Source organism: Microbacterium sp. CFBP 8801, assembly GCF_014839455.1.
Classification (GTDB): domain Bacteria; phylum Actinomycetota; class Actinomycetes; order Actinomycetales; family Microbacteriaceae; genus Microbacterium.
The window spans coordinates 314,086-339,449 of record NZ_JACYNU010000002.1 but is presented as its reverse complement, the minus strand read 5'-3'; the positions used below and the strand labels follow the sequence as shown (position 1 = coordinate 339,449).

25 protein-coding genes are annotated in these 25,364 nt (G+C 69.8%); 6 read left to right on the top strand and 19 right to left on the bottom strand.

From position 1 onward, the window contains the following. Window positions 1–261 precede the first annotated feature (261 nt). Window positions 262–2,826 carry a helix-turn-helix transcriptional regulator gene (locus IFR11_RS04495; RefSeq protein ID WP_191915346.1) on the top strand — a complete coding sequence of 855 codons (2,565 nt, stop codon included), beginning with the start codon at window positions 262–264 and terminating at the stop codon, window positions 2,824–2,826. A 225-nt stretch (window positions 2,827–3,051) separates the two neighbouring features. Here the strand turns inward: IFR11_RS04495 and IFR11_RS16285 are convergent, their stop codons facing one another. The 11 genes from IFR11_RS16285 to IFR11_RS04445 form a co-directional block, all read right to left on the bottom strand. After that, window positions 3,052–3,558: a regulatory protein RecX gene (locus tag IFR11_RS16285; protein ID WP_342030241.1), complete on the bottom strand. Its 507-nt coding sequence runs from the start codon at window positions 3,556–3,558 to the stop codon at window positions 3,052–3,054. A gap of 446 nt (window positions 3,559–4,004) precedes the next feature. Further along, the gene (gene recA / locus IFR11_RS04485) at window positions 4,005–5,060 is read right to left on the bottom strand and encodes a recombinase RecA (RefSeq protein WP_191915344.1); all 1,056 of its coding nucleotides are present in this window, start codon (window positions 5,058–5,060) and stop codon (window positions 4,005–4,007) included. A 250-nt stretch (window positions 5,061–5,310) separates the two neighbouring features. Beyond that, entirely contained in the window at window positions 5,311–5,535 is a 225-nt protein-coding gene (locus IFR11_RS04480; protein WP_055835152.1) for a DUF3046 domain-containing protein, read from the bottom strand. A gap of 21 nt (window positions 5,536–5,556) precedes the next feature. After that, window positions 5,557–5,865 carry a helix-turn-helix domain-containing protein gene (locus IFR11_RS04475; RefSeq protein ID WP_055835145.1) on the bottom strand — a complete coding sequence of 103 codons (309 nt, stop codon included), beginning with the start codon at window positions 5,863–5,865 and terminating at the stop codon, window positions 5,557–5,559. Between the two features lie 202 nt (window positions 5,866–6,067). Beyond that, window positions 6,068–6,595 (bottom strand): CinA family protein, encoded by a 528-nt coding sequence (locus IFR11_RS04470; protein ID WP_191915343.1) that lies wholly within the window; start codon window positions 6,593–6,595, stop codon window positions 6,068–6,070. After that, complete coding sequence (gene pgsA / locus IFR11_RS04465; RefSeq protein WP_055835138.1) at window positions 6,592–7,179, bottom strand: CDP-diacylglycerol--glycerol-3-phosphate 3-phosphatidyltransferase; 588 nt, start codon at window positions 7,177–7,179, stop codon at window positions 6,592–6,594. The genes IFR11_RS04470 and pgsA overlap by 4 nt, the downstream gene beginning before the upstream one ends. Continuing rightward, window positions 7,179–9,914, bottom strand: coding sequence for a DNA translocase FtsK (locus tag IFR11_RS04460; RefSeq protein ID WP_191915342.1), 2,736 nt, complete (start codon window positions 9,912–9,914; stop codon window positions 7,179–7,181). Before IFR11_RS04460 ends, pgsA begins: the two co-directional genes overlap by 1 nt. Window positions 9,915–9,964: 50 nt before the next feature. Continuing rightward, a complete protein-coding gene (locus IFR11_RS16215; protein WP_192040406.1) occupies window positions 9,965–10,456 on the bottom strand; it encodes a GNAT family N-acetyltransferase in 492 nt (163 codons plus the stop codon). A gap of 18 nt (window positions 10,457–10,474) precedes the next feature. Beyond that, on the bottom strand, window positions 10,475–12,148 hold a 1,674-nt coding region (locus IFR11_RS04455; RefSeq protein WP_206755293.1), incomplete at its 3' end, for a ribonuclease J. Window positions 12,149–12,224: 76 nt separating this feature from the next. Then, complete coding sequence (gene dapA / locus IFR11_RS04450) at window positions 12,225–13,202, bottom strand: 4-hydroxy-tetrahydrodipicolinate synthase (RefSeq protein WP_055937074.1); 978 nt, start codon at window positions 13,200–13,202, stop codon at window positions 12,225–12,227. 108 nt (window positions 13,203–13,310) lie between these two features. Further along, entirely contained in the window at window positions 13,311–14,315 is a 1,005-nt protein-coding gene (locus IFR11_RS04445) for a DUF559 domain-containing protein (RefSeq protein WP_191915340.1), read from the bottom strand. Between the two features lie 80 nt (window positions 14,316–14,395). Here IFR11_RS04445 and IFR11_RS04440 point away from each other — a divergent pair, with 80 nt between their 5' ends. Then, window positions 14,396–14,932: an NUDIX domain-containing protein gene (locus IFR11_RS04440; protein ID WP_191915339.1), complete on the top strand. Its 537-nt coding sequence runs from the start codon at window positions 14,396–14,398 to the stop codon at window positions 14,930–14,932. Window positions 14,933–14,983: 51 nt separating this feature from the next. Here the strand turns inward: IFR11_RS04440 and IFR11_RS04435 are convergent, their stop codons facing one another. The 3 genes from IFR11_RS04435 to IFR11_RS04425 are packed head-to-tail and all read right to left on the bottom strand — an operon-like array spanning window position 14,984 to window position 17,098. Then, entirely contained in the window at window positions 14,984–15,739 is a 756-nt protein-coding gene (locus IFR11_RS04435) for an SDR family NAD(P)-dependent oxidoreductase (protein ID WP_191915338.1), read from the bottom strand. Between the two features lies 1 nt (window position 15,740). Beyond that, window positions 15,741–16,241: a dihydrofolate reductase gene (locus tag IFR11_RS04430; RefSeq protein WP_191915337.1), complete on the bottom strand. Its 501-nt coding sequence runs from the start codon at window positions 16,239–16,241 to the stop codon at window positions 15,741–15,743. Further along, on the bottom strand, window positions 16,238–17,098 hold the full coding sequence (locus IFR11_RS04425; RefSeq protein WP_244630562.1) for a thymidylate synthase: 861 nt from the start codon (window positions 17,096–17,098) through the stop codon (window positions 16,238–16,240). The genes IFR11_RS04430 and IFR11_RS04425 overlap by 4 nt, the downstream gene beginning before the upstream one ends. A 93-nt stretch (window positions 17,099–17,191) precedes the next feature. On the opposite strand from IFR11_RS04425, the gene IFR11_RS04420 reads away from it, so the two are divergent. The 4 genes from IFR11_RS04420 to IFR11_RS04405 all read left to right on the top strand — a co-directional run bounded on the left by IFR11_RS04420 (window position 17,192) and on the right by IFR11_RS04405 (window position 19,599). Beyond that, window positions 17,192–17,629, top strand: coding sequence for a TlpA family protein disulfide reductase (locus IFR11_RS04420; protein ID WP_055835104.1), 438 nt, complete (start codon window positions 17,192–17,194; stop codon window positions 17,627–17,629). Next, a complete protein-coding gene (locus IFR11_RS04415) occupies window positions 17,622–18,155 on the top strand; it encodes a DUF4395 domain-containing protein (RefSeq protein WP_055835101.1) in 534 nt (177 codons plus the stop codon). Before IFR11_RS04420 ends, IFR11_RS04415 begins: the two co-directional genes overlap by 8 nt. A gap of 105 nt (window positions 18,156–18,260) precedes the next feature. Beyond that, complete coding sequence (locus tag IFR11_RS04410) at window positions 18,261–18,686, top strand: OsmC family peroxiredoxin (RefSeq protein ID WP_055835097.1); 426 nt, start codon at window positions 18,261–18,263, stop codon at window positions 18,684–18,686. Then, the gene (locus IFR11_RS04405; protein WP_191915336.1) at window positions 18,679–19,599 is read left to right on the top strand and encodes a TIGR01777 family oxidoreductase; all 921 of its coding nucleotides are present in this window, start codon (window positions 18,679–18,681) and stop codon (window positions 19,597–19,599) included. Before IFR11_RS04410 ends, IFR11_RS04405 begins: the two co-directional genes overlap by 8 nt. A 69-nt stretch (window positions 19,600–19,668) precedes the next feature. On the opposite strand, the gene IFR11_RS04400 is transcribed toward IFR11_RS04405, so the two are convergent. The 5 genes from IFR11_RS04400 to IFR11_RS04380 all read right to left on the bottom strand — a co-directional run bounded on the left by IFR11_RS04400 (window position 19,669) and on the right by IFR11_RS04380 (window position 25,225). Continuing rightward, window positions 19,669–20,121, bottom strand: a complete 453-nt coding sequence (locus IFR11_RS04400; RefSeq protein ID WP_191915335.1) for a hypothetical protein — start codon at window positions 20,119–20,121, stop codon at window positions 19,669–19,671. Further along, the gene (gene dapB, locus IFR11_RS04395; protein WP_191915334.1) at window positions 20,118–20,930 is read right to left on the bottom strand and encodes a 4-hydroxy-tetrahydrodipicolinate reductase; all 813 of its coding nucleotides are present in this window, start codon (window positions 20,928–20,930) and stop codon (window positions 20,118–20,120) included. The genes IFR11_RS04400 and dapB overlap by 4 nt, the downstream gene beginning before the upstream one ends. Before the next feature lie 65 nt (window positions 20,931–20,995). Next, entirely contained in the window at window positions 20,996–21,598 is a 603-nt protein-coding gene (locus IFR11_RS04390; RefSeq protein ID WP_055835084.1) for a histidine phosphatase family protein, read from the bottom strand. 78 nt (window positions 21,599–21,676) lie between these two features. Next, window positions 21,677–22,702: an aldo/keto reductase gene (locus IFR11_RS04385; RefSeq protein ID WP_055835081.1), complete on the bottom strand. Its 1,026-nt coding sequence runs from the start codon at window positions 22,700–22,702 to the stop codon at window positions 21,677–21,679. Window positions 22,703–22,927: 225 nt separating this feature from the next. Further along, the gene (locus IFR11_RS04380) at window positions 22,928–25,225 is read right to left on the bottom strand and encodes a polyribonucleotide nucleotidyltransferase (protein WP_055937040.1); all 2,298 of its coding nucleotides are present in this window, start codon (window positions 25,223–25,225) and stop codon (window positions 22,928–22,930) included. Between the last annotated feature and the right edge of the window lie 139 nt (window positions 25,226–25,364).

The following is a 25,364-nucleotide window of genomic DNA, read 5'->3' as shown; positions in this document are numbered from 1 at the left end:
AGCAAGTCTAAGCGCCGGGGCGGGACGAGCCTCGGGCGGGATCTCGGCGCCACGAGGACAGGATCGGAGCGACCTTCGTCGCCGGAGACTACTGGGGGGCACTACTGGTCTCGAGAGATGGGGACTACCTGTCTGCCGCCTTCGGCGCAAAAGGCGCAATACGCTGCGGATAGAGGCCGGAAGATGCTGCGCTCAGTAGGTAGCCTTTCGGTCGTACGCCATAACCCGTCCGCCTGCGGGTTTTTCCGGGGGGAGATGGGCATGCGGAAAGAACGATCGAGGGAGTGGGCGAAAGCCCTCGTGGGGGCAGACAGGAATGCCGGCGCGCTGGCATCCCGACTGCGAGAGGGGACCTCTCTCGTGGTGGCGGGGCCACGAGGAAGTGGACGGAGCTACCTGCTCCGCACCGTCGCCGCCGAGCTCGAACGCTGGGGGTCTGCGCCCGTCGTGCTGCGTCCGTCCACCCTCCTGAGCGACATCCCGTTCGGCGCGATCGACGCCACCGACGATCCTCGGGCGGCCGCTCTGCGGGACGGCCCGCCACCCGACTCCGCCCGCACCATCGTGATCGTCGACGACGTCGACGCGCTCGATACCGCCTCCACGACCGCGATCGTCCGCGCGGCGGCCGCGCGGCGGGTCACCGTCCTCATCGGCGTGCGCACCGCGCGTGCACGGGCAGCCCGCCCCACCGCAGAATCCGACGCGCAGCGCCTCGCCCTGGGGCTGTGGCACGACGGCTTCGCGAAGCGGATCGATCTCGGCGAACTCATCTCCGTCGACGCCGAGGAACTCGCGGCCCTCTTCCCCGGGAGTGAGGCTCTCGACAGCGCCACCCGCGCGGGGCTCGTGTGGCGCGCCGACGGCTCCCGCACGCTTCTGCGGCACCTCCTTCTCGAGGCCCTCTCGGCCGTGGCCGCGGGACGTGATCCCCTCCGCGCGCTCGAGAACATCGCACCGCAGAGCCGCCTGGCCGTCGCTGTCGAGAGTCACGTCGCCGACATCGCCCCCGACGACCTCATGTGCCTCTCCGTCGTCCACCGACTCCCCCACCTCGAGCTCAGCGTGGCGACACGCCTGTTCCCGTCCGACACCGTCGACGGTCTGGTGGCCGGCGGACTGATGCACGCCGACGGCACTCCGGCTCGGCGCCTCACGGCGAACGATCTCATCGCGCGCGAGGGCGAACGTCAACTCGGGTCGGCGTGCGTGCGCGCGGTCATCGACGCCGCCTGTGAGCGCATGCTGGCCGAGGCAGACGAATGGTGGAGCCTGCCGATCTCGCTCCACGTCGCCGAGAAGTGGCACCGTGACGGTTCCTCGTCGGCCGACGCCCCGCAGGTCGATCCCCTCGTCCGCGCACGGATCGCGCTCGACGCGGCGAGGATCGCCAACGATCGAGGCGATTCCGCTCACGCGGCCGCACACGCCGCACGGGGCCTGCGCGCCTACGATCACCCCGACCTCCGACTGGAGGCGGTGCTGGCCAGCGGCGGATGGAGCGATTCCGAGTCCGGCGTCGACGCGTCGGATCGCGACGTCCTTCGGCGACTCGCCCGGCTGCGCGCGCGACGGCGCGCGAGCGCCCCGGACTCCGCAGCCCCGCGTGCCGAGGGTGACGCGGACACCCGGATCGAAGTCTTGCTCGTGCGATCCGGCCAAGCGGGCGACGCCCTCGACTGGGCTGCGGCCGCCGACCTCGCGGCTCAAGCCGTGGCGGTGCAGGCCGCGTCGTCCGAGGCGCGTCTGCGCGCACTCATCACCGCCGGAACCTCGGCGGCCTTTCGCGGCGGGTGGAGCGCCGCCTACCGGTACTACCGCGCCGCGGAAAGACTCTTGGATTCCCGCCAGAAGGTCACGGGGATCTCCGCCAAGGACCGATTGTCAGCCGTGATGTTCATGCTCGCCGGATACCAGGTGGCGGGGGCCGATGGAAACGACGTGCGCCAGCGGCTCGACGAAGAGCTGCACATCGCGGCACGCGAGGGCGGGGCCGCCGAGCTGACGCTCGCGGGGGCTGCCGCCTCCATCGCCTTCGCCGGCGAGGGCCGACCGGTGGAGTCGCAGCGGGAGTTGGAGGCGGCGCTCGGCCGGCAGCCGCTCGCCGTCACGGACGCGAATGCCGCCATGATCGAGCTGGGCGTCGCCGAGGAACTCGCGATGAGCGGGCGCACGAAGGAGGCACGCGCCTCTTTGGCGAGTCTCGACCTGGAAGCCAGCCCGATGCTCCTTCACGGCATGCGGTACGTCGAAACGACCATCCTCGCGGCCGAAGGGCGAGACGAGGAGGCGCGGGCGACCGCTCGCGCGGCGGCCGAAGTGACGGCCGGGACGACCGCCGCAGCGCTGCGGATCCGCGACCTCTTCCGCCTGTCGACCCTGGGAGCAGCCACCCGGGAAGAGACCGACGAACTGATCCAGCTCGCCGCCACCACAGACCTCCCCCTCGCCGCCGAGGCGGTGCGGCGGTTGTCGGCCCGTTCGGCGGAAGAGGAATCGACTCCCGTCGACGAGTTGCGCTTGCACAACCTGTGGACCGCGGATCACGGCGAGCGGTCGGCGGAACCGGGAGGCATCGAGCGGCTCCCCGCGCACTCCCCGGCCCTGGCTTCGGGCGAAGAACTGACCCGACGCGAACACGAGATCGCCATGCTGGTCGTCGAGGGTTTGACGAACCGCGAGATCGCGACGCGACTGTTCCTGTCGGTACGCACGGTCGAATCGCACGTGTACCAGGCGCGCGTGAAGGTGGGGGCGGCGAGTCGACGCGATCTGGGCCGCATGGTGGCCGCCGGCGTGGTGCCTGTGCCGCCCGGGGTGCGGTGAGCGGGCACGCCGGGGTGCGGTGAGCCGGCACGCCGGAGTGCGGGGAGCGGGTACGCCGCGGTGCGGCACGCCGGAGTGGGGTGACCGGGTACGCCGCGGTGCCGTGACCGGTACGCCGCAAAGCGGCAAGCCAGCAGGCCGGAATGCGGTAAGCGGGCGCGCCGGGGGCGCTGAGCGGGTCCGCCGACATCCGGCGTCCGGGACCCGCCCGGCGACGCGCGGGCCTCAGTCGTCGGGTGTGAAACGAACGCTCGTCGACGGCGAAGACCGGAACGTCGAACGGCTGCGACCCAGTCCGGCCTCGTCGAGCGCCGTCCGCGCCGCCGTCAACGCCACCGACGAGGGGTAGCCGCGTCGCGCGAGCTGGCCGACCAGGCGGCGCAGATCGGTGTCGAAGTCTTTGCCGCCCACCGACCGCACCTTCGATCGAGCGAAGTCCAACGCTCGCTCGGCGTCGTCGTCGGGCATCTCGGCGATCGTCGCCTCCGCGACATCGCGCGAGATGCCGCGCTTGCGCAGAGTCTCGGCCACCGCACGACGACCCTGCCCGCGGCGCTCGGTCGCCGACATGGCCAGCTGCTCGGCGAACGATGCGTCGTCGAGATAGCGGAGGTCGAGGAAATGATCGATGATCTCGGCCGTGATCGCGTCGTCGACGCCGTCGACACCGCGCAGAACCGTTCGCGCCTCAGATAACGACAGCGAGCGGGAGTTCAGCTTGCGCAGCAACACGGATTCGGCACGCTCGCGAATCTCTTCGGGGCTCGGCGCAGCCTCTTCGGGGACAAGACCTTCGTCGGCGTCGCCGGCGCCGTCGACTCGTGAGAACCCTCGTCTCGATCCTCGTGAGCCGCGTTGCGCCGGGTGCTCGTTCCGGTCGCGCCAGGACGACGATCCGGCGGGAGCGTCGCCCGATCCGCCTCGCGAGGGGTGCGCCCCTTCGCCGTTCCCGAAAAGCGGGATGACGGGAGCGAGGGTGTCGTCGTCCAGGGCGCGCAGCGCGGGCCGCGCACCCCGTGCGTCGTCGACGCCGAGCGCGGCCTCGTCGCTCGACGCGACCTCACCGACGGAGCCCGAATCGACGGCGCCCAGGTCCCGGTCGTCGATATCGTCGGGGTTTTGGTCGCCGCCCGCCCGTGTGAACGGACGAAGACCAGAACCCGATTCGCGTTCCGTCATCAGGCCGGGCGGCGGGCAGCCAGCTCATCGTCAGCGGGAGCTTCGGCGACAACGGAAGGTGCGCCGATGCCCGTCTTGTTCTTGATCTTCGTCTCGATGTCTCCGGCGATGTCGGGGTTCTTGATCAGGAAGTTTCGGGCGTTCTCTTTACCCTGACCCAGCTGTTCGCCGTCGTAGGTGTACCAGGCTCCGGACTTCTTGACGATGCCGTGCTCGACACCGAAGTCGATCAAGCTGCCCTCTCGCGAGATGCCCACGCCGTACAGGATGTCGAACTCGGCCTGCTTGAACGGCGGAGCCATCTTGTTCTTCACGACCTTGACGCGCGTGCGGTTTCCGACCGCCTCGGTGCCGTCCTTGAGCGTCTCGATACGACGGATGTCGAGGCGAACCGACGCATAGAACTTCAGCGCCTTACCCCCGGCGGTCGTCTCGGGCGAACCGAAGAACACGCCGATCTTCTCGCGCAGCTGGTTGATGAAGATCATCGTCGTGTTGGTGGTGTTGAGCCCACCCGTGAGCTTGCGCAGCGCCTGCGACATCAGACGAGCCTGCAGACCGACGTGCGAGTCGCCCATCTCGCCCTTGATCTCGGCCTCGGGCACGAGAGCGGCGACCGAGTCGATGACGACGAGGTCGATGGCTCCGGAACGGATCAGCATGTCGGCGATCTCGAGCGCCTGCTCACCGGTGTCGGGCTGCGAGACCAACAGCGCGTCGATGTCGACGCCGAGCTTCTTGGCGTACTCGGGGTCGAGCGCGTGCTCGGCGTCGATGAACGCGGCGATGCCGCCGGCGCGCTGCGCGTTGGCGATCGCGTGCAGGGTCAGCGTGGTCTTACCCGAGGACTCCGGGCCGTAGATCTCGATGATGCGGCCGCGGGGCAGTCCGCCGATCCCCAGAGCGACGTCGAGGGCGACGGAACCGGTGGAGATGGTCGCGATGGGCGCACGGTCGTCGCTGCCCAGGCGCATGACCGAGCCTTTTCCGAACTGCCGGTCGATCTGGGCAAGGGCTGACTCAAGGGCCTTTTCGCGCTCTGCGGGTGAGGGCATGACGTCTTCTTTCTGCTCGCGTTCCGGTCGCCTATAGGCTGTCGCGCTCCCCATCGACGATGGGGCTGCCCGACAAGGCGTTCAGAGTGTCGTTCGACGTTGTCCACGTTAGGGAGGGCCTCCGACACTGGCGGAGGAGAACCTCCCCGATGGGGATGAACGCGTCGCAATCGCTCTTGTGAAGAAGCCTACCGACAATCGAACGAAGATTCGATGACCGCCGCGCCCGGCGTGTCCGACTCCCGAAACCTCAGTGTCGTCGCGGCTCGAGGCGTCCGACGCCGTACCGACGGTCGGCGGGCACGTCGGTCTCGGCACACAACGCCAGCCAGACGTCGCGCGGGTCCACTCCCGCCGCCAATGCGTCGACGCTCGTGCGGCCGCCGACCGCGGACAGGACGAGGTCGGTCAGCAGAGAGCCGCCGCGTGCGCCGAATTCATCTGCCACGGCGCGATCGAACTCGCTACGACGCATGGAAGACGACGAGTCGGCTGCTCAGCGCAGCGAGAGCTCGGGTTCGACCGATGCGACGAGCTCGTCGGGAACGACGTCGGGGAACGTCTGGAGCCCCTCGAGGACGGAAAGTCGGTCTCCGACTTCGCGCATGATGGTGGAGATGGGAACGTCGAGGGCCTCGGCCACCGAGGCGAGGATCTCGCTCGACGCCTCTTTCTGGCCACGCTCGACTTCGCTGAGGTACCCGAGGGCCACGCTCGCGCGGCTCGCGACCTGGCGGAGGGTGCGACCCTTCTGCTGGCGGAGGTCACGCAGGACTTCGCCGATCTCTTGACGAACCAGGATCATTTCGGGCCCTCCTCACTGCTGATTCCGTCGCTGTCCGGGTGGACAACTGTAAACACCGTCTGTGTCACCCTAATGCCGCGCGCTGTGCACCGGATGGGAATCGCTAGACGAAACCGGGATGTGCGACCATTTGTTCCCGCGAATTCGGGCGGGTTCTCGCGACGGCTTGCGGACGGTCTCGGCGTCCGGTCGCGAGTCGCCGTCACAGCGCCGCCAGAGCCCGTCGGATCGCCTGGTGGGCCGTCTCGTGACGGATGCGATCACGATCTCCCGCGATCACGAGCGAGTCGACTCGCGTTCCCAGGGGCGTGGAGACGGCGATGTGCACGGTACCCACCGGTTGTCCGTCTTGCTCGTCGGGACCGGCGACGCCGGTGGTCGCGATCCCCACCTGAGCCGCCGCGCCATCGATGCCGAGCACGTCACGGACACCGCGAGCCATCTGGCGCGCCACGCGGGGATGCACGGCCCCGTGCGCCTCGAGCAGAGCCGCATCGACGCCCAGCACGCTGTGCTTCAGATCGGTCGCGTACGCGACGACTCCGCCCCGCACGACGCGTGACGCCCTCGGCACATCGACCAGCGACGACACCACGAGCCCACCCGTGAGCGACTCGGCGACCGCGACGGTCCACCCCAGCTCCACCAGCCGCTCGATCAACGACGCCGCACTCTCACGAGGGTCCCGGACGAAGGTCTCGTCGAAGTCCTCGGGAACGCCGTCGATCATCGGGCGACTCGGCCCTTGCGCGCCGCTCTGATCTCGGTGACGACGTAATCGAGGCCCGAGGCGATGGTCAGCACGACCGCGATCGTCATGGTGATCACGCTCACCCACCAGACGGTGTTCTGCCACGCGCTCGCGTCGGACAGACCGGCGAACGGAACCAACGCGATCGAGAGCGCCACGGCCTGGGCCACGGTCTTCAGCTTGCCCATCCAAGCGGCCGCCAGCACGTGGTCGCTGACGACGATGAAGCGGTAGATCGTGATGCCGATCTCTCGGATCAGCACGATGATCGTCACCCACCAGGGCAGTTCGCCGAGCAGAGACAGACCGACGAACGCCACGCCCGTCAGAGCCTTGTCGGCGATCGGATCGAGGAGTTTGCCGAGATCGCTGACGATGTCGTACCGACGGGCGATGTACCCGTCGATGCCGTCGGTCGCGATCGCGACGATGAAGACGACCGCGGCCGCCCACCGGAGTCCTCCGCCCCGTCCGTCATCGGCCAGCAGCAACCACAGGAACACCGGCGCGCACAGGATGCGCGCGATGGTGATCGCGTTGGGGAGTTGGGGGTGCACTGCCATCAGTCGCGTCCTGTCAGCCGCCAGGCGTCTTCCGAGCCTTCGTCGTCGTCGCTCTCGACGACCGGGAGGCCATCGTACTGAGACGCGATGGCATCGGTACCGTAGCGGTCATCATCGGCGAGGGCCGATGCCGCCGACGGAGCCGCTGCCGGCGCGGGTGCCGACGGGGCGTCGTCGCCGCGCAGACGAGCGATCACCGCGGGAAGCTGCTCGTTGGTGACGAGCACATCGCGGGCCTTCGATCCCTCGGACGGTCCCACGATCTCTCGGGATTCGAGCAGGTCCATCAGGCGGCCGGCCTTCGCGAAGCCGACGCGGAGCTTGCGCTGCAACATCGAGGTCGACCCGAACTGCGTCGAGACCACGAGCTCCGCCGCAGCGAGCAGCAGCTCGAGGTCGTCGCCGATGTCGGCGTCGATCTCTTTCTTCTCGGCGGCCACCTGCACGTCGGACCGGTACTCGGGCCGCGCCTGCTGGGTGACGTGCGCGACGACCTTCTCGATCTCTTGCTCGCTGACCCACGCCCCCTGCACGCGGACGGCCTTCGAGGCCCCCATCGGCAGGAAGAGCCCGTCGCCCTGACCGATGAGACGGTCGGCGCCCGGCTGGTCGAGGATGACGCGAGAGTCGGTGACGCTCGTCACGGCGAACGCGAGACGCGAAGGCACGTTGGCCTTGATGAGACCGGTGACCACGTCGACCGACGGACGCTGCGTGGCGAGCACGAGGTGGATGCCGCTCGCGCGGGCGAGCTGCGTGATGCGCACGATGGAGTCCTCGACGTCACGGGGCGCCACCATCATGAGATCGGCGAGCTCGTCGACGACCACCAGCAGGTACGGGTACGGCTTGAGCACCCGCTCGCTGCCCGCGGGCAGCGTGATCTCGTTGTTGACGACGGCCTTGTTGAAGTCGTCGATGTGACGGAAGCCGAACGACGCGAGGTCGTCGTAACGCATGTCCATCTCTTTCACGACCCACTGCAGCGCTTCGGCGGCCTTCTTGGGGTTCGTGATAATGGGCGTGATGAGGTGCGGAACGCCGGCGTACGACGTCAGCTCGACGCGCTTGGGGTCGATGAGCACCATGCGCACGTCGGAGGGCTTGGCCCGCATCAGCAGGCTCGTGATCATCGAGTTGACGAAGCTCGACTTTCCGGATCCGGTGGAGCCGGCCACCAGGAGGTGGGGCATCTTCGCGAGATTCGCCACGACGAATCCCCCGCCGACGTCCTTGCCGACGCCGATCGTCATCGGGTGCGTGGACGACGTGGCCGCATCGGAGCGCAGGATGTCGCCGAGGGTGACGATCTCGCGGTCGGCGTTGGGGATCTCGACACCGATCGCGCTCTTGCCGGGGATGGGCGCGAGGATTCGCACTTCGTTCGAGGCGACGGCGTAGGCGATGTTGTTGGTGAGCGCGGTGATGCGCTCCACCTTCACGCCGTGTCCGACCTCGATCTCGTACTGCGTGACCGTGGGGCCGCGCGAGAAGCCCGTCACCCGGGCGTCGACCTTGAACTGCTCGAGGACGCTCTCGATGGCCTTGACCACCGCGTCGTTGGCGGCCGAACGCGCCTTCGGCGGGGTTCCGGCGGCCAACGCCGTGACCGCCGGCAGACGGTAGTTCGCCGCGGGCGGGGCCCCCGCATTGTCGCCGCCGAGGCCCGAGATGCCGGGCAGTTCGTGGTCGGGTGCGTCGTCGACGGGCGAGTCGTCGTGCAGCCCCCGACCGGCGGCGGCTCCGGCGAGGGCGCGCGCGTCGAACACCTCGGTGAGGGCATCGGGCGCGGGGGTCGACGGCACCGGCGGACGAAGGGGGGCGGTGACGGGCTCAGGTGCCACGACCGCGGATTCGAAGCCGCCCTGCGTGGTGCCGGGGCTGAGCAGGGTCGTAAGGTCGTCCGACCCCAGGGCGCCGTCGGTGTCTTCTTCGCGACCGGACTTGTTGCGCCGCCACCAGGGCAGCGACTTCTCGGCCGGCTCGTCGTCATGATCGTCGACGGGGAGGACCTTGGTGGTCGCGTCGCGCTCGACGCGCTCGGCGCCGAACATCCAGGCGTAGAGGTCGCCGAGGCGACGGCCGATGCGGTTGGGCGGCGTCTTGGTGAGGATGAGGACGCTGAGCACGGTCAGCAGGGACAGGGCGATGTACGCGCCCACCTCGGTCAGCAGGGTGAGCGGTTCTCCGACGATCCAGCCGGCGATCCCCCCGGCGCGGCTGAGGACCGGCGGTCCGCCCTCGTTGGGGGCTGGTCGGCCGCCCGCGACGTGACAGAAGCCCGACACGGTGACGACGAACAGGCCGAAGCCGATGCCGACCCGGCCGTTGTCGTGGACGGAGGAGGGATGCCGGAAGAGCCATCCCGCCAGAAGCAGCAACAGCACGGGGAGCACGAAGGCGACCCGCCCGAAGAGGAGCCCGAAGCTGTATGCGCTGATCAGCGCCGCCGCCTCGGTTCCGATGAAGAACCATTCCACGACGGCACCGACGACGGCGAGCACGACGAGGAAGAACGGGAAGCCGTCTCGACGCTGATCCCGCTCGAGGTTCTCGGGGCCGAAGGTGCGGAACATCCCGCCGACCCCGTGGGCGAGCGCCATCCAGGCGCGGACGGCGGCCGAGGGCTTCTCGGGCTCGTCGACGTAGCGCTTCGGCGCCGGGGCCGAGGCTTTCGATCGCGGAGACCCCTTCGCGGGGGCGCGACCGCCGGTGGGGGACGAACTGCGAGCCATGCCTCCACGGTAGGCGGGACCCCCGACATTCGCCCGCACCGACGCGGGGTTCAGCCCAGGCGCTTCACCATCACGTCGCGTCCGATCCCGGGGCGCGTGACCGCGAAGCCCTCGGATCGATACAGGCTGACGGCGTAGTTCCCGCGCTCGACGCTGAGGCTGATCCGGGCGTAGCCCTGCGCACGGGCATGATCGACGAGGCGCTGCAGGAGCGCGCGCCCGACGCCGTGGGCACGCCAGACGGGCCGGACGCCGATGATCAGCTCGGGTACCCCGGTGCCCACCCACCCGAATCCGGGTTCGTCGCGCGGCAGCATCCGGTACCAGGCCGCGCCGACGGCTTCTCCCCCGGGCGACTCGGCGATGAAGCCGGCGTCTCCGGGACGCATCCATCCCGCGATGTACCGGCGGTACTCGGGGCTGCTCACGATCTCGTGACGAGCACGTGCCGCTCCCGCGCGCCACAGGGCGGCCTCGACCGTCATGTCGGCGAGGAAGGCGCCGTCGGAGGCGACGGCCGCGCGGATCGGGAGACCGGGCATGCCCGAATGATAGCGGCNGGCCCCGATGACCATCGGCACGATCATCGGCCGACGGCGCAGCGACTGGTTGACCCAGCGACCGATCGTGCGGCGCACGACCTGCTGCAACGCGTGGTTGTCGCGGACGCCCGACTTGGCGGCTTCGGCCAGGGCTGCGGCGATCTTGGGCTTGACGCTGTCGAAGACCTTGTCGTCTTCGGCGAAACCACGGGCGTGGATCTCGGGACCCGAGATGATCTTGCCGGTCGCCGAGTCGACGACGACGATCACCGAGATGAAGCCCTCCTCGCCCAGGATGCGACGGTCCTTGAGGTCGGCATCCGTGATCTCGCCCACTGACGAGCCGTCGACGTAGACGAAGCCGATGTCGATCTGACCGACCACGCGGGCGACACCGTCGCGCAGGTCGACGACCGTGCCGTTCTCGCCGAGGATCGTGTTCTCTTCGGGGATCCCGGTCTCGCGCGCGAGCTTCGCGTTGGCCATGAGGTGGCGGTACTCGCCGTGCACGGGCAGGACGTTCTTGGGCTTGAGGATGTTGTAGCAGTACAGCAGCTCGCCCGCGGCGGCGTGACCCGACACGTGCACCTTGGCGTTGCCCTTGTGCACGACGGTCGCGCCGAGCTTGGTCAGCCCGTCGATCACGCGGTAGATCGCGTTCTCGTTCCCCGGGATCTGGCTGGAGGCCAGGATGATCGTGTCGCCCTCGCCCGGCTCGATCGCGTGGTCGAGGTTGGCCATGCGGCTGAGCACGGCCATGGGCTCGCCCTGCGAACCGGTCGACATGTAGACGATCTTGTCGTCGGGCAGGTCGCGGGCCTTCTTGTAGTCGATCAGCACGCCGTCGGGGACGTTGAGGTACCCGAGGTCGGCGGCGATGCCCATGTTGCGCACCATGCTGCGACCCAGCAGCGCCACGCGCCGACCGTTCGCGTGCGCGGCGTCGAGCACCTGCTGCACGCGGTGCACGTGGCTCGAGAAGCTGGCGACGACCACGCGGCGCGGAGCGCGCGCGATGACCTGATCGAGCACCGGACCGATGGCCCGCTCGGTGGGCGTGAACCCGGGGACGTCGGCGTTGGTGGAATCGACGAGGAACAGGTCGACGCCCTCTTCACCCAGGCGGGCGAACGCGCGCAGGTCGGTGATGCGGCCGTCGAGCGGAAGCTGATCCATCTTGAAGTCGCCGGTGGCGAGCACGAGGCCGGCGGGCGTGCGGATCGCCACGGCGAGCGCGTCGGGGATGGAGTGGTTCACCGCGATGAACTCGAGGTCGAAGGGCCCGACCTTCTCGTGCTGCCCCTCTTTCACCGTCAGGGTGTAGGGGCGGATGCGGTGCTCTTTGAGCTTGGCCTCGATCAGCGCCAGCGTGAGCCCCGACCCGATGAGGGGGATGTCGCCCTTGAGCTTGAGCAGGTAGGGAACCGCGCCGATGTGGTCTTCGTGTCCGTGCGTCAGAACGACGCCGACGATGTCGTCGAGACGGTGCCTGATCGGCTCGAAGTCAGGCAGGATCAGGTCGACGCCGGGCTGGTGCTCCTCGGGGAACAGCACGCCGCAGTCGACGACGAGCAGCTTGCCCTCGTACTCGAAGACGGTCATGTTGCGTCCGACCTCGCCGAGACCGCCGAGCGGGACCACGCGCAGCGTGCCGGGCGCGAGTGCGGGGGGATCGTAAACAGTCGTGGGCATAAGTGCCTCCTCGGATGCCACCGCGTGGCATCCCCTCGTGTGGCGTCCCAGGCCGCGGATCGGCGGACGCCCATGTCTATCTCGTGGTGCCGTGCACCTTCGGCAGGGCACCGCCGGCGGCCGCGTTGCGGTCGGGGCGGAAGTTGGAGAAATCGGCACCCGCGACGTCGGCGACCAGGGCGAGCTCGTCTTCGATCACCGCGGCCTCCCACTCTTCGGGGCCGACCAGGGGCAGGCGCACGCGCGGGCTGGCGATGCGCCCGAGGCCGTGCAGGATGTACTTCGCGGCGACCGTGCCGGGCACGTGCGTCATGACGGCGCGCACGAGCGGCTCGAGGCCCCGGTGTGCGGCGGTGGCCGTGGCGAGATCGCCGGCGTTCACGGCATCCACGATCGTGCGGTAAGGCGCGGCGGCGATGTTGGCCGTCACGCCGATGAGCCCGCTCGCACCGATCGACAGGTGCGGCAGCACGTTGGCGTCGTCGCCCGAGAAGTACATGAGGTCGGTCTGGTTGAGCACCCGGCTGACCTCGCTGAAGTCGCCCTTGGCGTCTTTGATCGCGAGGATGTTGGGGTGCTTCGCCAGGCGCAGGATCGTCTCGTACTTGATGGGCACACCGGTGCGGCCGGGGATGTCGTACAGGATGACCGGCAGGTCGGTCGCGTCGGCGACGAGACGGAAATGCGTCAGGATGCCGGCTTGGGTGGGCTTGTTGTAGTACGGCGTGACGATCATGATGCCGTCGGCGCCGGCCTTCTCGCTGGCCTTGTAGAGCTCGATCGCGTGCGCGGTCTCGTTGGACCCGCCGCCCGTGAGGATCTTGGCGCGGCCCGCCGAGACGTCTTTGCCGACCTCGACCAGACGCAGCTTCTCGGGGTCGGTCAGGGTGGAGGTCTCACCGGTGGTGCCGGTGACGACGATGCCATCGGCGCCCGCGGTGATGACGTCGTCCATGTGCTTCTCGACGGCGGGCCAGTCGACTTCGCCGTCGGCGGTCATCGGGGTGATGAGCGCGACGAGCACCTGACCGAAGGGATTGCCGGAGTGCGTCATGCACCCAGGATATCGGTTCGCGGCCCGCTCTCCGCGGCGTCCATCTGCATGATCGGTGGGGCAGCAGTGAACATCGGGCGTCGAAGTGCCCCCGCTGCATGATGCCGGTCATGCATACCGACCACCGCGCGCGTGTGCGCGGCGCGCCAGGACCGCCGCCTCCACCAGATGCCATTCGTGCAGCACCATCGCATAGTCGAAGCGCAAGGTCTCGAAGCCCTGCGCCGCGGCAATCGCGTCCCGACGCAGATCTTTGTGCCGCAGCGACACCCCGTCATGGTTCTCGCGGCCGTCGACCTCCAGGATGATCCGCCCGTGGAGCAGGAAATCGACCACGCCGACGCCGGGAATGCGTACCTGACTCTCCAGGCGGATGCCGAGACGACTCAACCGCAGCCGAAGGATCGACTCGAGGCCGCTGTCGGCATCGGGACGCGCGAGGTCGACGAGCCATCGTCGTCCAGCGCGCAGTCCCGCCCTCACCTCGGCCCGTTGTGCACGATCGATCAGCCCCTTGCGCCATGCGGACTCGAAGGCGGCGAAGAAGACCTCGTCTCCGAGGCAGGTCGCCACTTGCACGAGAGCCTGAACGACCGACACGACACCGAACGAGGCAGTCCCGGCATCGTGGTGGTTGACGCACCGGCATCCGGGATGACCGTGGCGGCGACCCGAGGTGCCGAGCCACACGTGGACGCGCGCGTCGTCCTCCCACAACCAGACCCCGTACCGGCGGAGGGCGGAGGCGCACGCGACGGATCCGCCGTGCATCGCCGCCGTCGCGACGAGCGGATCGGTCTCGGGCAGGGCGAGCACGCCGTCGCGCAGGCGTTCGAACACCTCGCCCCGCACGAATCGGCGGATGTCGGCATGCGTGGCACCGCGGCGGATCAGGTCGGCACGCCGCATCACGCCCCCGGCTCGCGCCACGAGTTCGATGGCGGTGGATGTGCGCACTCGTGCAGCGTGCCCGAGCGCGACCCGCGCTCGCGCGCCTCCGGGCGCGGCTGTGGATAACAGCCCGCCCGCCGGCCCCGCATGCCCCGCCTGCCCCGCCTGCCCCGCCTGCGGCGCGCGCGGTCGATATGCATGATCGCTGGTGCGCCTGCGCACAGATGTGGCGAATGGAGCCGTCGCGCCCAGCCCGCTCCTGCATCTGAACCCCGGCACGAGCCGCGCCGTAGGGTGACCTCATGGCCTGGACCACCCGCGCATCGCGCACCGTCTACGAGAACCGCTGGATCCACGTGCGCGAAGACAAGGTGACGGGGCCCCACGGCGACGGCATCTACGGGGTCGTCCGCGTGCAGCACCCGGCGGTGTTCGTGATCGCCCTCGACGACGACGAGCGCGTGTGCGTCATCGAGCTCGAGCGCTACACGACCGGGCGTTCGCTCGAAGTGCCCGCGGGCGGCTCCGACGGCGAGGATCCGCTCGAGGCCGCGAAGCGGGAACTCCTCGAGGAGACCGGGGTCACGGCATCCGAGTGGCACTACCTCGGCCGTATGAACGCCCTCAACGGCATCGCCGACGCCCCGGAGCACGTGTACCTCGCGCGGGGTCTCGAGACGACGGATGCCACGGCGTCCCAGCACGAGGAGGGGATCGACCAGGTGCGATGGATCCCGTTCGCGGAGCTGCTGGCCCTCGTGGCCGACGGCACCGTCTCGGACGGCGAGACGATCGCCGCCCTCGCGTTCGCCGGCATCCACCTGGGACGCTTCCGCTGAGCAGCGACCCGGCCGTCGCGGTGACCCGAGCCGGCCGCGGCGAGGGGCGTTTCAGCGCCCTCGAGCGGCGGCGCGCACGACCAGCCCGTCGGGCAGCAGCCGCGACGCGGCGACCAGCGCCTTGTACCGCAGCGACGGCACCGACACCGCGCGTCCGCGCGCGGCATCGCGGAGTCCTTCGCGCACGACGTCTGTGGCCGTCAACCACATTCCCGGCGGCACCCCCTCTTCGCCGGGAGGCAGGCCCAGACGCTCGTGGAAGTTCGTGTGCACGAACCCCGGGCACACCGCGGTGACGCTGACGCCCCGCTTACGGTAGGCGACGTTGGCCCAGCGGCTGAAGGAGATCAGCCACCCCTTCGCCGCGCCGTAGGTGCCGCGCGGCACGAAACCCGCCACCGAGGCGACGTTGACGATGCGTCCACTCCCCCGCGCGAGCATCGCCGGCAGCGCGGCGTGCGTGAGACGCAGGGCGACCTCGACGTGCAGACGCAGGTGACGCACCTCGTCGTCGACGGCGTTCTCGTCGAACGCGAGGTCGAGTCCGAAACCGGCATTGTTGACAAGGATGTCGACGCCCGCGGCCACCCGCCTCTCGACGAGGGCCACGGCATCGTCGTCGAGGAGGTCGGCGACGACGACCTCGACCCCGACGCCTTGCGTGGCCCGCACGTCGGCGGCGACGGCCTCGAGTGCCTCGCGATTGCGGCCCACGAGCACGACGTCGGCGCCGCGCGCGGCGAGCTGGCGGGCGAACTCCGCGCCTAGACCGGAGCTCGCGCCCGTGATGAGAGCGCTGCGCGTCATCTCAGGCGCCCCGGCGCTCGTAGGTCTCGAAGCGGTACCGGATGCCGCTGCGCGACACGTGCCATCCCTCGACAGGGGTGGCGGCGGCCAGCGACCATCCGTCGAGGCTCGGAGCGTGGGTGTCCCCGTCGACGGCGACGTCGAGACGGGTGAGCTCGATGCGGTCGGCATAGCCGATCGCCTCGGCGTAGAGCTGCCCGCCCCCGATGACCCACGCACGCTCTCCCTCGGCGCGGTCGAGTGCTGCGTCGAGCGACCCCGCGCGATCGGCACCCTCGGCGGACCAGTCGTCGGAGCGCGTGACCACGATGTTGCGCCGGCCGGGCAGCGGCCGGAAGCGCGGCGGGAGCGATTCCCACGTACGCCGACCCATGATGACGTCGGACGACCCGGTGACCTCGCGGAAGTGCGCGAGGTCTTCGGGGACGTGCCACGGCATTCCGCCGTCGGCGCCGATGACGCCGCCGTGGGCTTCGGCCCACACGAGCCCGATCGAGGTCATACCGCGACGGCTCCCCGGATGGCGGGGTGGTGCTGGTAGCCCTCGACGATCACGTCGTCGTAGCGGTAGTCGAAGATCGAGTCGGGCGTGCGGGCGAATCGCAGCGTGGGCAGGGCGTACGGCTCCCGCGTGAGCTGCTCCTGCACCTGCGCGCGGTGGTTGTCGTAGACGTGGCAGTCGCCGCCCGTCCAGATGAACTCGCCGGGCTCCAGGCCCGTCTGCTGGGCGACCATCAGGGTCAGCAGCGCGTACGAGGCGATGTTGAACGGCACCCCCAGGAACATGTCGGCGCTGCGCTGATAGAGCTGGCACGACAGCTTGCCGTCGGCGACCGAGAACTGGAACAGCGCGTGGCACGGCGCGAGAGCCATGTCGGGGATGTCGGCGGGATTCCAGGCCGACACGATCAGACGACGGGAGTCGGGGTCGCGCCGGATCTGCTCGACGACCTGTGCGATCTGATCGATCGTGCCGCCGTCGGCCGTGGGCCAGGAGCGCCACTGCACGCCGTACACGGGTCCGAGCTCGCCGTCGGCGTCGGCCCATTCGTCCCAGATCGAGACGCCGTTCTCTTTCAGCCAGCCGACGTTGGACTCACCGCGCAGGAACCACAACAGCTCGTACACGATCGACTTCAGGTGCACGCGCTTGGTCGTGATGAGAGGGAACCCGTCGGCGAGATCGAACCGGATCTGTCGGCCGAAGACGCTCGTGGTGCCGGTACCGGTGCGATCGGACTTGTGCGTGCCGTTCTCGAACACGTCGCGCAGCAGGTCTTCGTACGGGGTGAGGATGTCGGCGGTCACGCGCTTCACGATACCCGCGCGGGGCCCGCGACGACCCGGCCCGTACGGCATCGCGGACATCCGCCATCTGGGGAGGAGGGGTACTCCCGTCACGCGACGACTCATCCGCCCCGGTGTCGGTGGCGGCGGCTACCGTTGACGATCGTGGACCTGACTCTCGCCCTCGTGATCGCCGCCGCGCTTCTCGCGGCGACCGCCGCGGTGGGCCTGCTCCTGCGGCGCGGCCAGGGGCGCGTCCGCGCCGTCGACTCCGCCGAGTCGATCGACCCGCGCACGCTCGGCACGGGCCCCCTGGGCGAGGACGCGACCCTTCTGCAGTTCAGCACCGAGTTGTGCTCGCGCTGCCCGGGCGTCCATCGCCTGTTGTCGGCGGTCGCCGACGAGCGCACCGGTGTCCGCCACCTCGACGTCGATCTCACCCATCGCCCCGACCTCGCCCAGCGGTTCCGCGTGCTCCAGACCCCTACGACCCTCGTGCTCGACCGCACCGGCACCATCCGCACCCGTATCGCCGGCGCACCGACCCGCGCCGTCGTCGAAACCGAACTCGATCGTCTGCACGAAGAGGCCCCGCATGTCTGAGAACGCCCGCATCGACGTCCGCGGCCCCCGGTTCGCCGCGTCGATCACCGCCGTCCTGTTGCTGATCGCCACGGTGCTCAGCCTGATCGGCGTCGCGACGGCGCACGAGACGTCCTCCCCCAACGGCTGGCTGCTGCCGCAGGTCTCGGTCGTCGCGCGGATCGTCGACCCGGGCTTCCTGCTGCTGCTCGTCATCGCCCTGCTGTTCGTCTGGGGGGTCGCCTCCCCGCGCACCGCCCCCTGGGGTGTGCTCTTCCGCCGGGTCGTCCGACCGCGCCTGTCGCCGCCGACCGAGTTCGAAGACCCGCGTCCCCCGCGGTTCGCCCAGGGCGTCGGCCTGTTCGTCACCGCGGTCGGTCTCGTCCTGCACCTCGCCGGGGTCCCCTGGGCCCTGCCGATCGCCGCCGCCATGGCCTTCGTCGCCGCCTTCCTCAACGCCGCGTTCGGCCTGTGCCTCGGATGCCAGCTCTACCTCGTTCTGCAGCGCGTCGGCCTCATCGGGCGCCGGGGCACGGCATCCGCCTGACAGCCACCTTCGCGGAGGCTGTCAAGACCCGAGCGGTGTGGCAGACCCTCGTTAGGCTGGCCGCGTCGCGGTCGCTCCGGACCGCGCGTGATGATGGAGGTCCCCATGGCCGTCACGAGCGAAGCAGCCACCGCCTGGAAGGGCAGCCTGTTCGAAGGTTCGGGTGAGGTGACGTTCACCTCGTCCGGCATCGGCACCTTCGGTGTGAACTGGAAGGCCCGCAGCGAGGGGTCGAACTCGGTCACGACCCCCGAAGAGCTGCTCGCCGGTGCGCACTCGGCCTGCTTCAGCATGGCGCTGTCGAACGCCCTCGCCGAGAACGGCACCCCTCCCGAGTCGGTCGACGCCACCGCGTCGATCACGTTCAAGCCCGGCACCGGCATCACCGGCAGCCACCTGAACGTTAACGCCGTCGTGCCCGGTCTCGACGCCGCGACGTTCGAGAAGATCGCCGCCGATGCGAAGGCCAACTGCCCCGTGTCGCAGGCGCTCGCGGGCATCGACATCACCCTCGAGGCCACGCTTGCCTGAGTCTTCGGCCCGACGCGTCGTCATCGCCGGCGCGTCGGGCCTCATCGGCTCCGCTCTGGCCCATTCGCTGCGCTCCGACGGCGTCGAGGTCACCGCTCTCGTCCGACACGAGCCGCGCGACGCAAACGAGGTGCAGTGGCTCCAGAACGCCGCCCCGCTCGATCCCGACGTGCTGGCCGGAGCCGACGCGGTCGTGTGCCTGAACGGCGCATCGATCGGGCACTTCCCCTGGACGCCGTCGTACAAGAGCCAGCTGCTGTGGTCGCGCGTCACGCCGACACGCACCCTCGCCGCGGCCGTACGCGCATTGGGCGACGACGCTCCGGCCCTGATCAACGCGAGTGCCACCGGGTTCTACGGCTCGCAGCCCGGCGTCGTACTGACCGAGGAGGCCCGTTCGGGTCGGGGTCTGCTCGTCGACATCTGCGTCGAATGGGAGGCCGCGGCGCGCGGGGCGGGCGACAAGGCGCGCGTCGCGTACCTGCGCACGGCTCCCGTCGTGCACGAGCAGGGGGTGCTCAAGCCCCTGCTGCTGCTCACCAAGCTCGGCATCTCGGGCCCCATTGGCCGCGGCACTCAGGTGTGGCCGTGGATCACGCTCGAAGACGAGGTACGCGCCATCCGGCACGTCATCGACTCCGACCTCGACGGCCCGGTCAACCTCACCGGTCCCACGCGGGCGACCGCCAACGATCTGGGGTTCGCCCTCGCCCGACGCATGAACCGGCCCTACGCCCTGCGCGCCCCGATCTGGGGCGTCAAGCTCGCTCTCGGCGCCGACGCCACCGAGGCGCTGCTGACCTCTGACGCCGACGTGCGTCCGACCGCCCTCGAGAACGACGGCTTCACCTTCACGCACCGCACGGTCGACGAGGCCGTCGCCTCGGCCGTCCCCGCCCACCACGCCGCCTGAGACGCCCGCGCCGGGCAGTGCTTCTCGCCCGGCGCGGTGTCGTCGTCGGAGGGGCGCCCCGGCGGCGACTCAGTGCGCGCGGCGCTCCACGCCCTCGAGACGGATCGCCGTGCGCACCGATTCGCGTGCACGGCGTCGATCACCCGCCGCGTCGTAGGCGAGGGCCAGGCGGTATCGGGCCCGCCAGTCTTCGGGGCGCGCCTCGACGTCGGCGCGGTACTGCGGAAAGAGGGCGTCGCCGTCTTCGCGCTCGATGCGCCCGCTGGGACGCACCGGCAGGTCTTCGTCGGGCAGCCCGCCCTCGGCATCGAGGCGCTCCCCCAGGCGCTGCGCGCCCACGCCGAACCACAGCTCCCGGCCGATGGCCCAGAGCGCCAGCAGCGGAAGCACGAGGAGCGCGACGCCCATCGCGATCCCGACCCCGTCGCCGCTCGTGAGCAGCACGATCGCCCGCTGTCCGGCCAGGACCACGTACAGCAGAAGCAGCACCGTCATCACGGCGACGGCGATGCGCGTTTTCATGCGCTGGTGGCGCCCGCCACCTGGCCCGAGACGTCACCGTCGGCGATCGGGGCCCCCGGCTCGATCGGGCGGGTGCGCACGCCGATGTCGATGAAGCTGTCGAGCCCGACGATGACGCCCCGCGCCTCGCGCGCCGCCGCGAGGGCGATGCGGATGCCGGGGGCGTAGGCGGTGGCGGGCTCCACCGTGTCGTGCACGATCGTGAGTGACTCACCGGCCCCCGACAGCACGGTCTCTTGGCGAGCGACCACGCCCGGTCGCCGCAGCGAGTGGATCGGCACGGAGGCCACCCGCTGACCCCGTGCGCGCTGGTCGACGTGCGGCGAGTCGACGGGACCGACCTCGGCGCGCGCCGCGGCGATGAGCTCGGCGGTGCGTACGGCGGTCCCACTCGGCGAGTCGATCTTGGTCTCGCGGTGGGCCTCGACGATCTCGATCGACGGGAAGAACGGGGCGGCCGCGGCCGCCAGGGCGCTGCCGATGACGGATCCGAGCGAGAAGTTGGGGATGAAGACGGCACCCGTGCCACTGGCTTCGACGAGCGAGCGGACGAGGGCGATGCGCTCGTTCGACCAGCCCGACGTTCCGACGAGCACGTTGATGCCGCGCTCGATCGCGGCGCGCACGACATCGATCGAGACGGCGGGGGTCGAGGCATCGACGACCAGGTCGGCGCCGTCGAGTTCGCTGAGGTCGGATTTCGACGTCAGGATGACCGAGACCTCGTACCCGTTCTCGGCCTCGACGACCTCGCGGATCACCCCGCCCAGTTTGCCGGTACCGCCCACGATGGCCACACGCGTCGTCATGCGTCCAGCCTAGGCGGCGCGCACACGTTCGACGCGCTGTCCACGGATGTACGGCGCGCGGTCCGTCAGACCGGGAGCGGGTCCATCAGCCCCGTGCGCAGCTCGACCGGCAGGTGCGCCAGGTCGTTGTGCGAGAGAAGCGTCCAGGGCCGGCCCTTCTTCTGCGCGATGACGGTCAAGCCGCAGTAGGCCTGATTGATCGTCATCCAGCGCCAGTCGGGGGCCTGCAGCACCTCGCGGACGAACCACGAGATGACGAAGTTGTGGGTGATGACGAGCTCGTGCACCTCCCCCGCCTTGCGGGCGAGGAACTCGGCGGTGGCGTCGGCCATCTGCGCGCGGCCGGCCTCGATCTCGGCCTCGGAGACCGACCCGAAGAACGACTCGTAGGCCGCGGGCGTTTCGGGCGTCATCCCCGTGGGTACGCAGTCGAACAGCAGGGCCGACGACTCCGGAGCCACCGACGGCAGACGCTCGGCGACGGCTCGCGCCGTCTGCGCCGCACGCTCGAGCGGAGAGTGCCACACCGCGTCGAGCGGAAGCCCCGACAGCCGGTCGGCGAGCAGGGCCGCCTGACGCTGACCACGCGGAGACAAGGGGCCGTCTGTGAGCCCGTGCTCGGCATCCTGGTGCTCGCCGTGGCGCACCAGATAGATGTAGTGCGTCACGTCAGCTCACCTCGTCGTCGATCTGCCGTCCCCCGGCCCCGTGTTCCAGCCTACGTCACGCTCTCGCGCGCGGGCCGGTCACTCGGCGGCGCGTGCGATATCCGCCAGCTGGGCCCGGCTGAGGCGCACGCCCACGGCGCGCATGCATTCGACGACGTGACGAGGCGCGAAGGCGTTGACGATGGGGGCCGTGACGATCTTCTGCGCGAGCAGCCAGGCGACGGCCACCGCGGCATCCGGGATGCCGAGCTCGGTGCCGACGGTGTCGAGGGCGCGCAGCACACGAGTCCCCCGGCGGTTCAAGTTGGCGGCCAGTTGGAACCCCCGCACCGACTGCGACGACTGGTCGCGCGTGCGGGTCTCGCCGGAGAGGAAACCGTGCGCCAGGGCGTGCGACGGCGTCACGGCCATCCCCTGCGCGGACGCGATCAGTCGCAGGTCGCCGTCGAACTCGTTCCGGCGCAGCACGTTGTAGGGAACGTCGAGCACCGAGATGCGCGGGTAGCCCGCCGACGACAGGATGCGGGCCTCGACGAGCTGCGCGGCGGTGTACCCGTGCGCACCGATGGCCCGGACCTTGCCCGAGTCGACGAGCCACTCGCTGGTGGCGAGCGTGTCTTCGAGCAGGGCCGTGTCGCCGCGGGCGGCGTCGAGCGACAGCACGTCGATACGGTCGGTGCCCAGGCGCGTGAGCGACGCCTCGACGGCACGCACGAGATTGACGGAGTCGAGCCCGGGGTTGTCGGGGTGTCCTCCGATGCGCACGGTGACCACGGCCTCGTCGCGCATGCGCCGGGTGCGCAGCCACTCGCCGATGATGAACTCGCTGCGGCCGGCCGCGTAGCTGTCGGCGGTGTGCAGCGCGTTCCCACCGAGCTCGGCGTAGGCGTCGAGGATGTCGTGGCTGGCGCCGGCGTCGACGTTCCAGCCGAACTCCCCCCCACCGAGGAAGAGCGGGAAGACCTCGAAGCCGGTCTCACCGAGCGGAACCCGCACGTGGGAGCCCAGACCGGGCCCCTGCAGGGTGATCGGAGAAGAGGGGTGCGACGCGCGATCACGACGCAGGCGTGGCGAGGCCGTCTCGTCGACGCCCGGGCCGCTCATGGTGAATCCCCTCGATGCCGGGCGACGGTACGGCGAACCCGTAACTGCACGCCCCCCGACGTACTTCGAGGCTAAAGCTTCGCCCGCGGTGGGCCGCCGATTCGCCCGCCACGGCGATAAACATTGCGTAACGCTTGTGCACCGATCACCCCATGCGTCACACCCGTCACACGACGGATGCCCGCCCCGCGAGAAGCGGGACGGGCATCCGATCAGACGAGAGGATCAGCCTTCGGCGGGAGCCTCGGGGCCCTCGCTCGCGGCGGCCGAGCTCTGCGTGTCGGCGGGCTCGGTCGCGTCAGCGGCCTCGTCGACGACCGGCTCGAGCGACAGCTTGCCGCGGTCGTCGATCTTCGTGATGCGCACGAGGATCTTGCGACCGACCGACAGCACGTCTTCGACGTTCTCGACGCGCTTGCCACCGGCGAGCTTGCGGACCTCGCTGACGTGCAGCAGTCCGTCCTTGCCGGGCAGGAGCGAGACGAACGCACCGAAGGTCGCGATCTTGACGACCGTGCCCAGGAACTGCTCGCCGACCTCGGGGTTGGTCGGGTTGGCGATCGCGTTCACCTGCGCACGGGCAGCCTCGGCCGAGGGGCCGTCGGTCGCGCCGATGTACACGGTGCCGTCGTCTTCGATCGAGATCTGGGCGCCGGTCTCGTCCTGGATGGAGTTGATCGTCTTGCCCTTGGGTCCGATGAGCTCACCGATCTTGTCGACCGGGATCTGCACGCTGATGACGCGGGGCGCGGTGGGCGCCATCTCGTCGGGGGCGTCGATGGCCGAGTTCAGGACGTTGAGGATCGTCAGACGAGCCTCCTTCGCCTGGGTGAGGGCAGCGGCCAGCACCGACGACGGGATGCCGTCGAGCTTGGTGTCGAGCTGGATCGCCGTGATGAACTCCGACGTACCCGCGACCTTGAAGTCCATGTCGCCGAGGGCGTCTTCGGCGCCGAGGATGTCGGTCAGGGCGGCGTAGCGCGTCTGTCCGTCGACCTGGTCGGTGACCAGGCCCATGGCGATACCGGCGACGGGAGCGCGCAGCGGCACACCCGCGTTCAGCAGCGACAGGGTCGAGGCGCAGACGGAGCCCATCGAGGTGGAGCCGTTGGACCCGAGGGCCTCGGACACCTGACGGATCGCGTACGGGAACTCCTCGCGGCTGGGCAGCACGGGCACGAGCGCGCGCTCGGCCAGGAAGCCGTGGCCGATCTCGCGACGCTTGGGGCTGCCCACGCGACCGGTCTCACCGGTCGAGTACGGCGGGAAGTTGTAGTGGTGCAGGTAGCGCTTGCTCGTGATGGGCGACAGCGAGTCGATCTGCTGCTCCATCTTGAGCATGTTCAGCGTGGTGACGCCCAGGATCTGGGTCTCGCCGCGCTGGAAGATCGCCGAGCCGTGAACGCGCGGGATGACCTGCACCTCCGCGTCGAGCGGACGGATGTCGGCCAGACCGCGGCCGTCCATGCGAACGCCCTCGGCGAGGATGCGACCGCGGACGATCGTCTTGGTGACCGACTTGTACGCGGCGCTGAACTCGAGCGTCGCGACGGCGGGCAGCTCACCCGACTCGACGGCGGCGACGAGCTCGGCCTTGACCGAGGTCTTGATCTCGTCGTCGGCGTTCTGACGCTCCTGCTTGTCGGCGATCTGGTACACCGGCACGAGGCGGTCGTAGGCGCGACCGGCGACGAAGTCGTACGTCTGCTGGCTGTAAGCCGGGAAGACGGGGAACGACTGGATCTCCTTGGCCGCCGTGCGGGCGACCTCGTTCTGCGCGTCGACCAGCTGGCGCAGGAACGGCTTGGCCGCTTCGAGGCCTTCGGCCACGACCTGCTCGTTGGGCTTGGTGGCGCCGCCCTTGATCATGTTCCAGCTGCCCTCGGTGGCCTCGGCCTCCACCATCATGATGGCGACGTCGCCGTCGTCGAGCACGCGGCCCGCGACGATGAGGTCGAAGACGGCCTCTTCGAGCTGCGTGACGGTCGGGAACGCGACCCACTGGTCGGCGTTCTCACCGTGGCCGGGGATGAGCGCGAGGCGCACACCGGCGATGGGACCCGAGAAGGGCAGACCCGAGATCTGGGTCGACAGCGACGCGGCGTTGATCGCGAGGGCGTCGTAGAACTCGCCGGGTGCGATCGACAGCACGGTGACGACGATCTGGACCTCGTTGCGCAGGCCCTCGACGAACGAGGGGCGCAGCGGGCGGTCGATGAGGCGGCAGACGAGAATGGCCTCGGTCGAGGGGCGACCCTCGCGGCGGAAGAACGAGCCGGGGATCTTGCCGGCGGCGTACGAACGCTCTTCGACGTCGACGGTCAGCGGGAAGAAGTCGAAGCCTTCACGCGGGTGCTTGCCGGCGCTGGTGGCCGACAGGAGCATGGTCTCTTCGTCGAGGTAGGCGGCAACAGCGCCCTGGGCCTGCTGAGCGAGGCGTCCGGTCTCGAAGCGGATGGTGCGGGTGCCGAAACGGCCGTTGTCGAGAACGGCTTCAGCGGCGGTGATTTCTGGACCTTCCAAGAGGTCCCTCCTTCTTTGTTTAGGCTCGCCGCCCCGTGTGGGCGACGAGCTGCATGCGAAGGAGCAGGAACAGGCAGAAAGGGCGCGCCGACGTGTCGGCCCGGAAATCCCGGCGACTGGCCACCAGTAGACGACCACC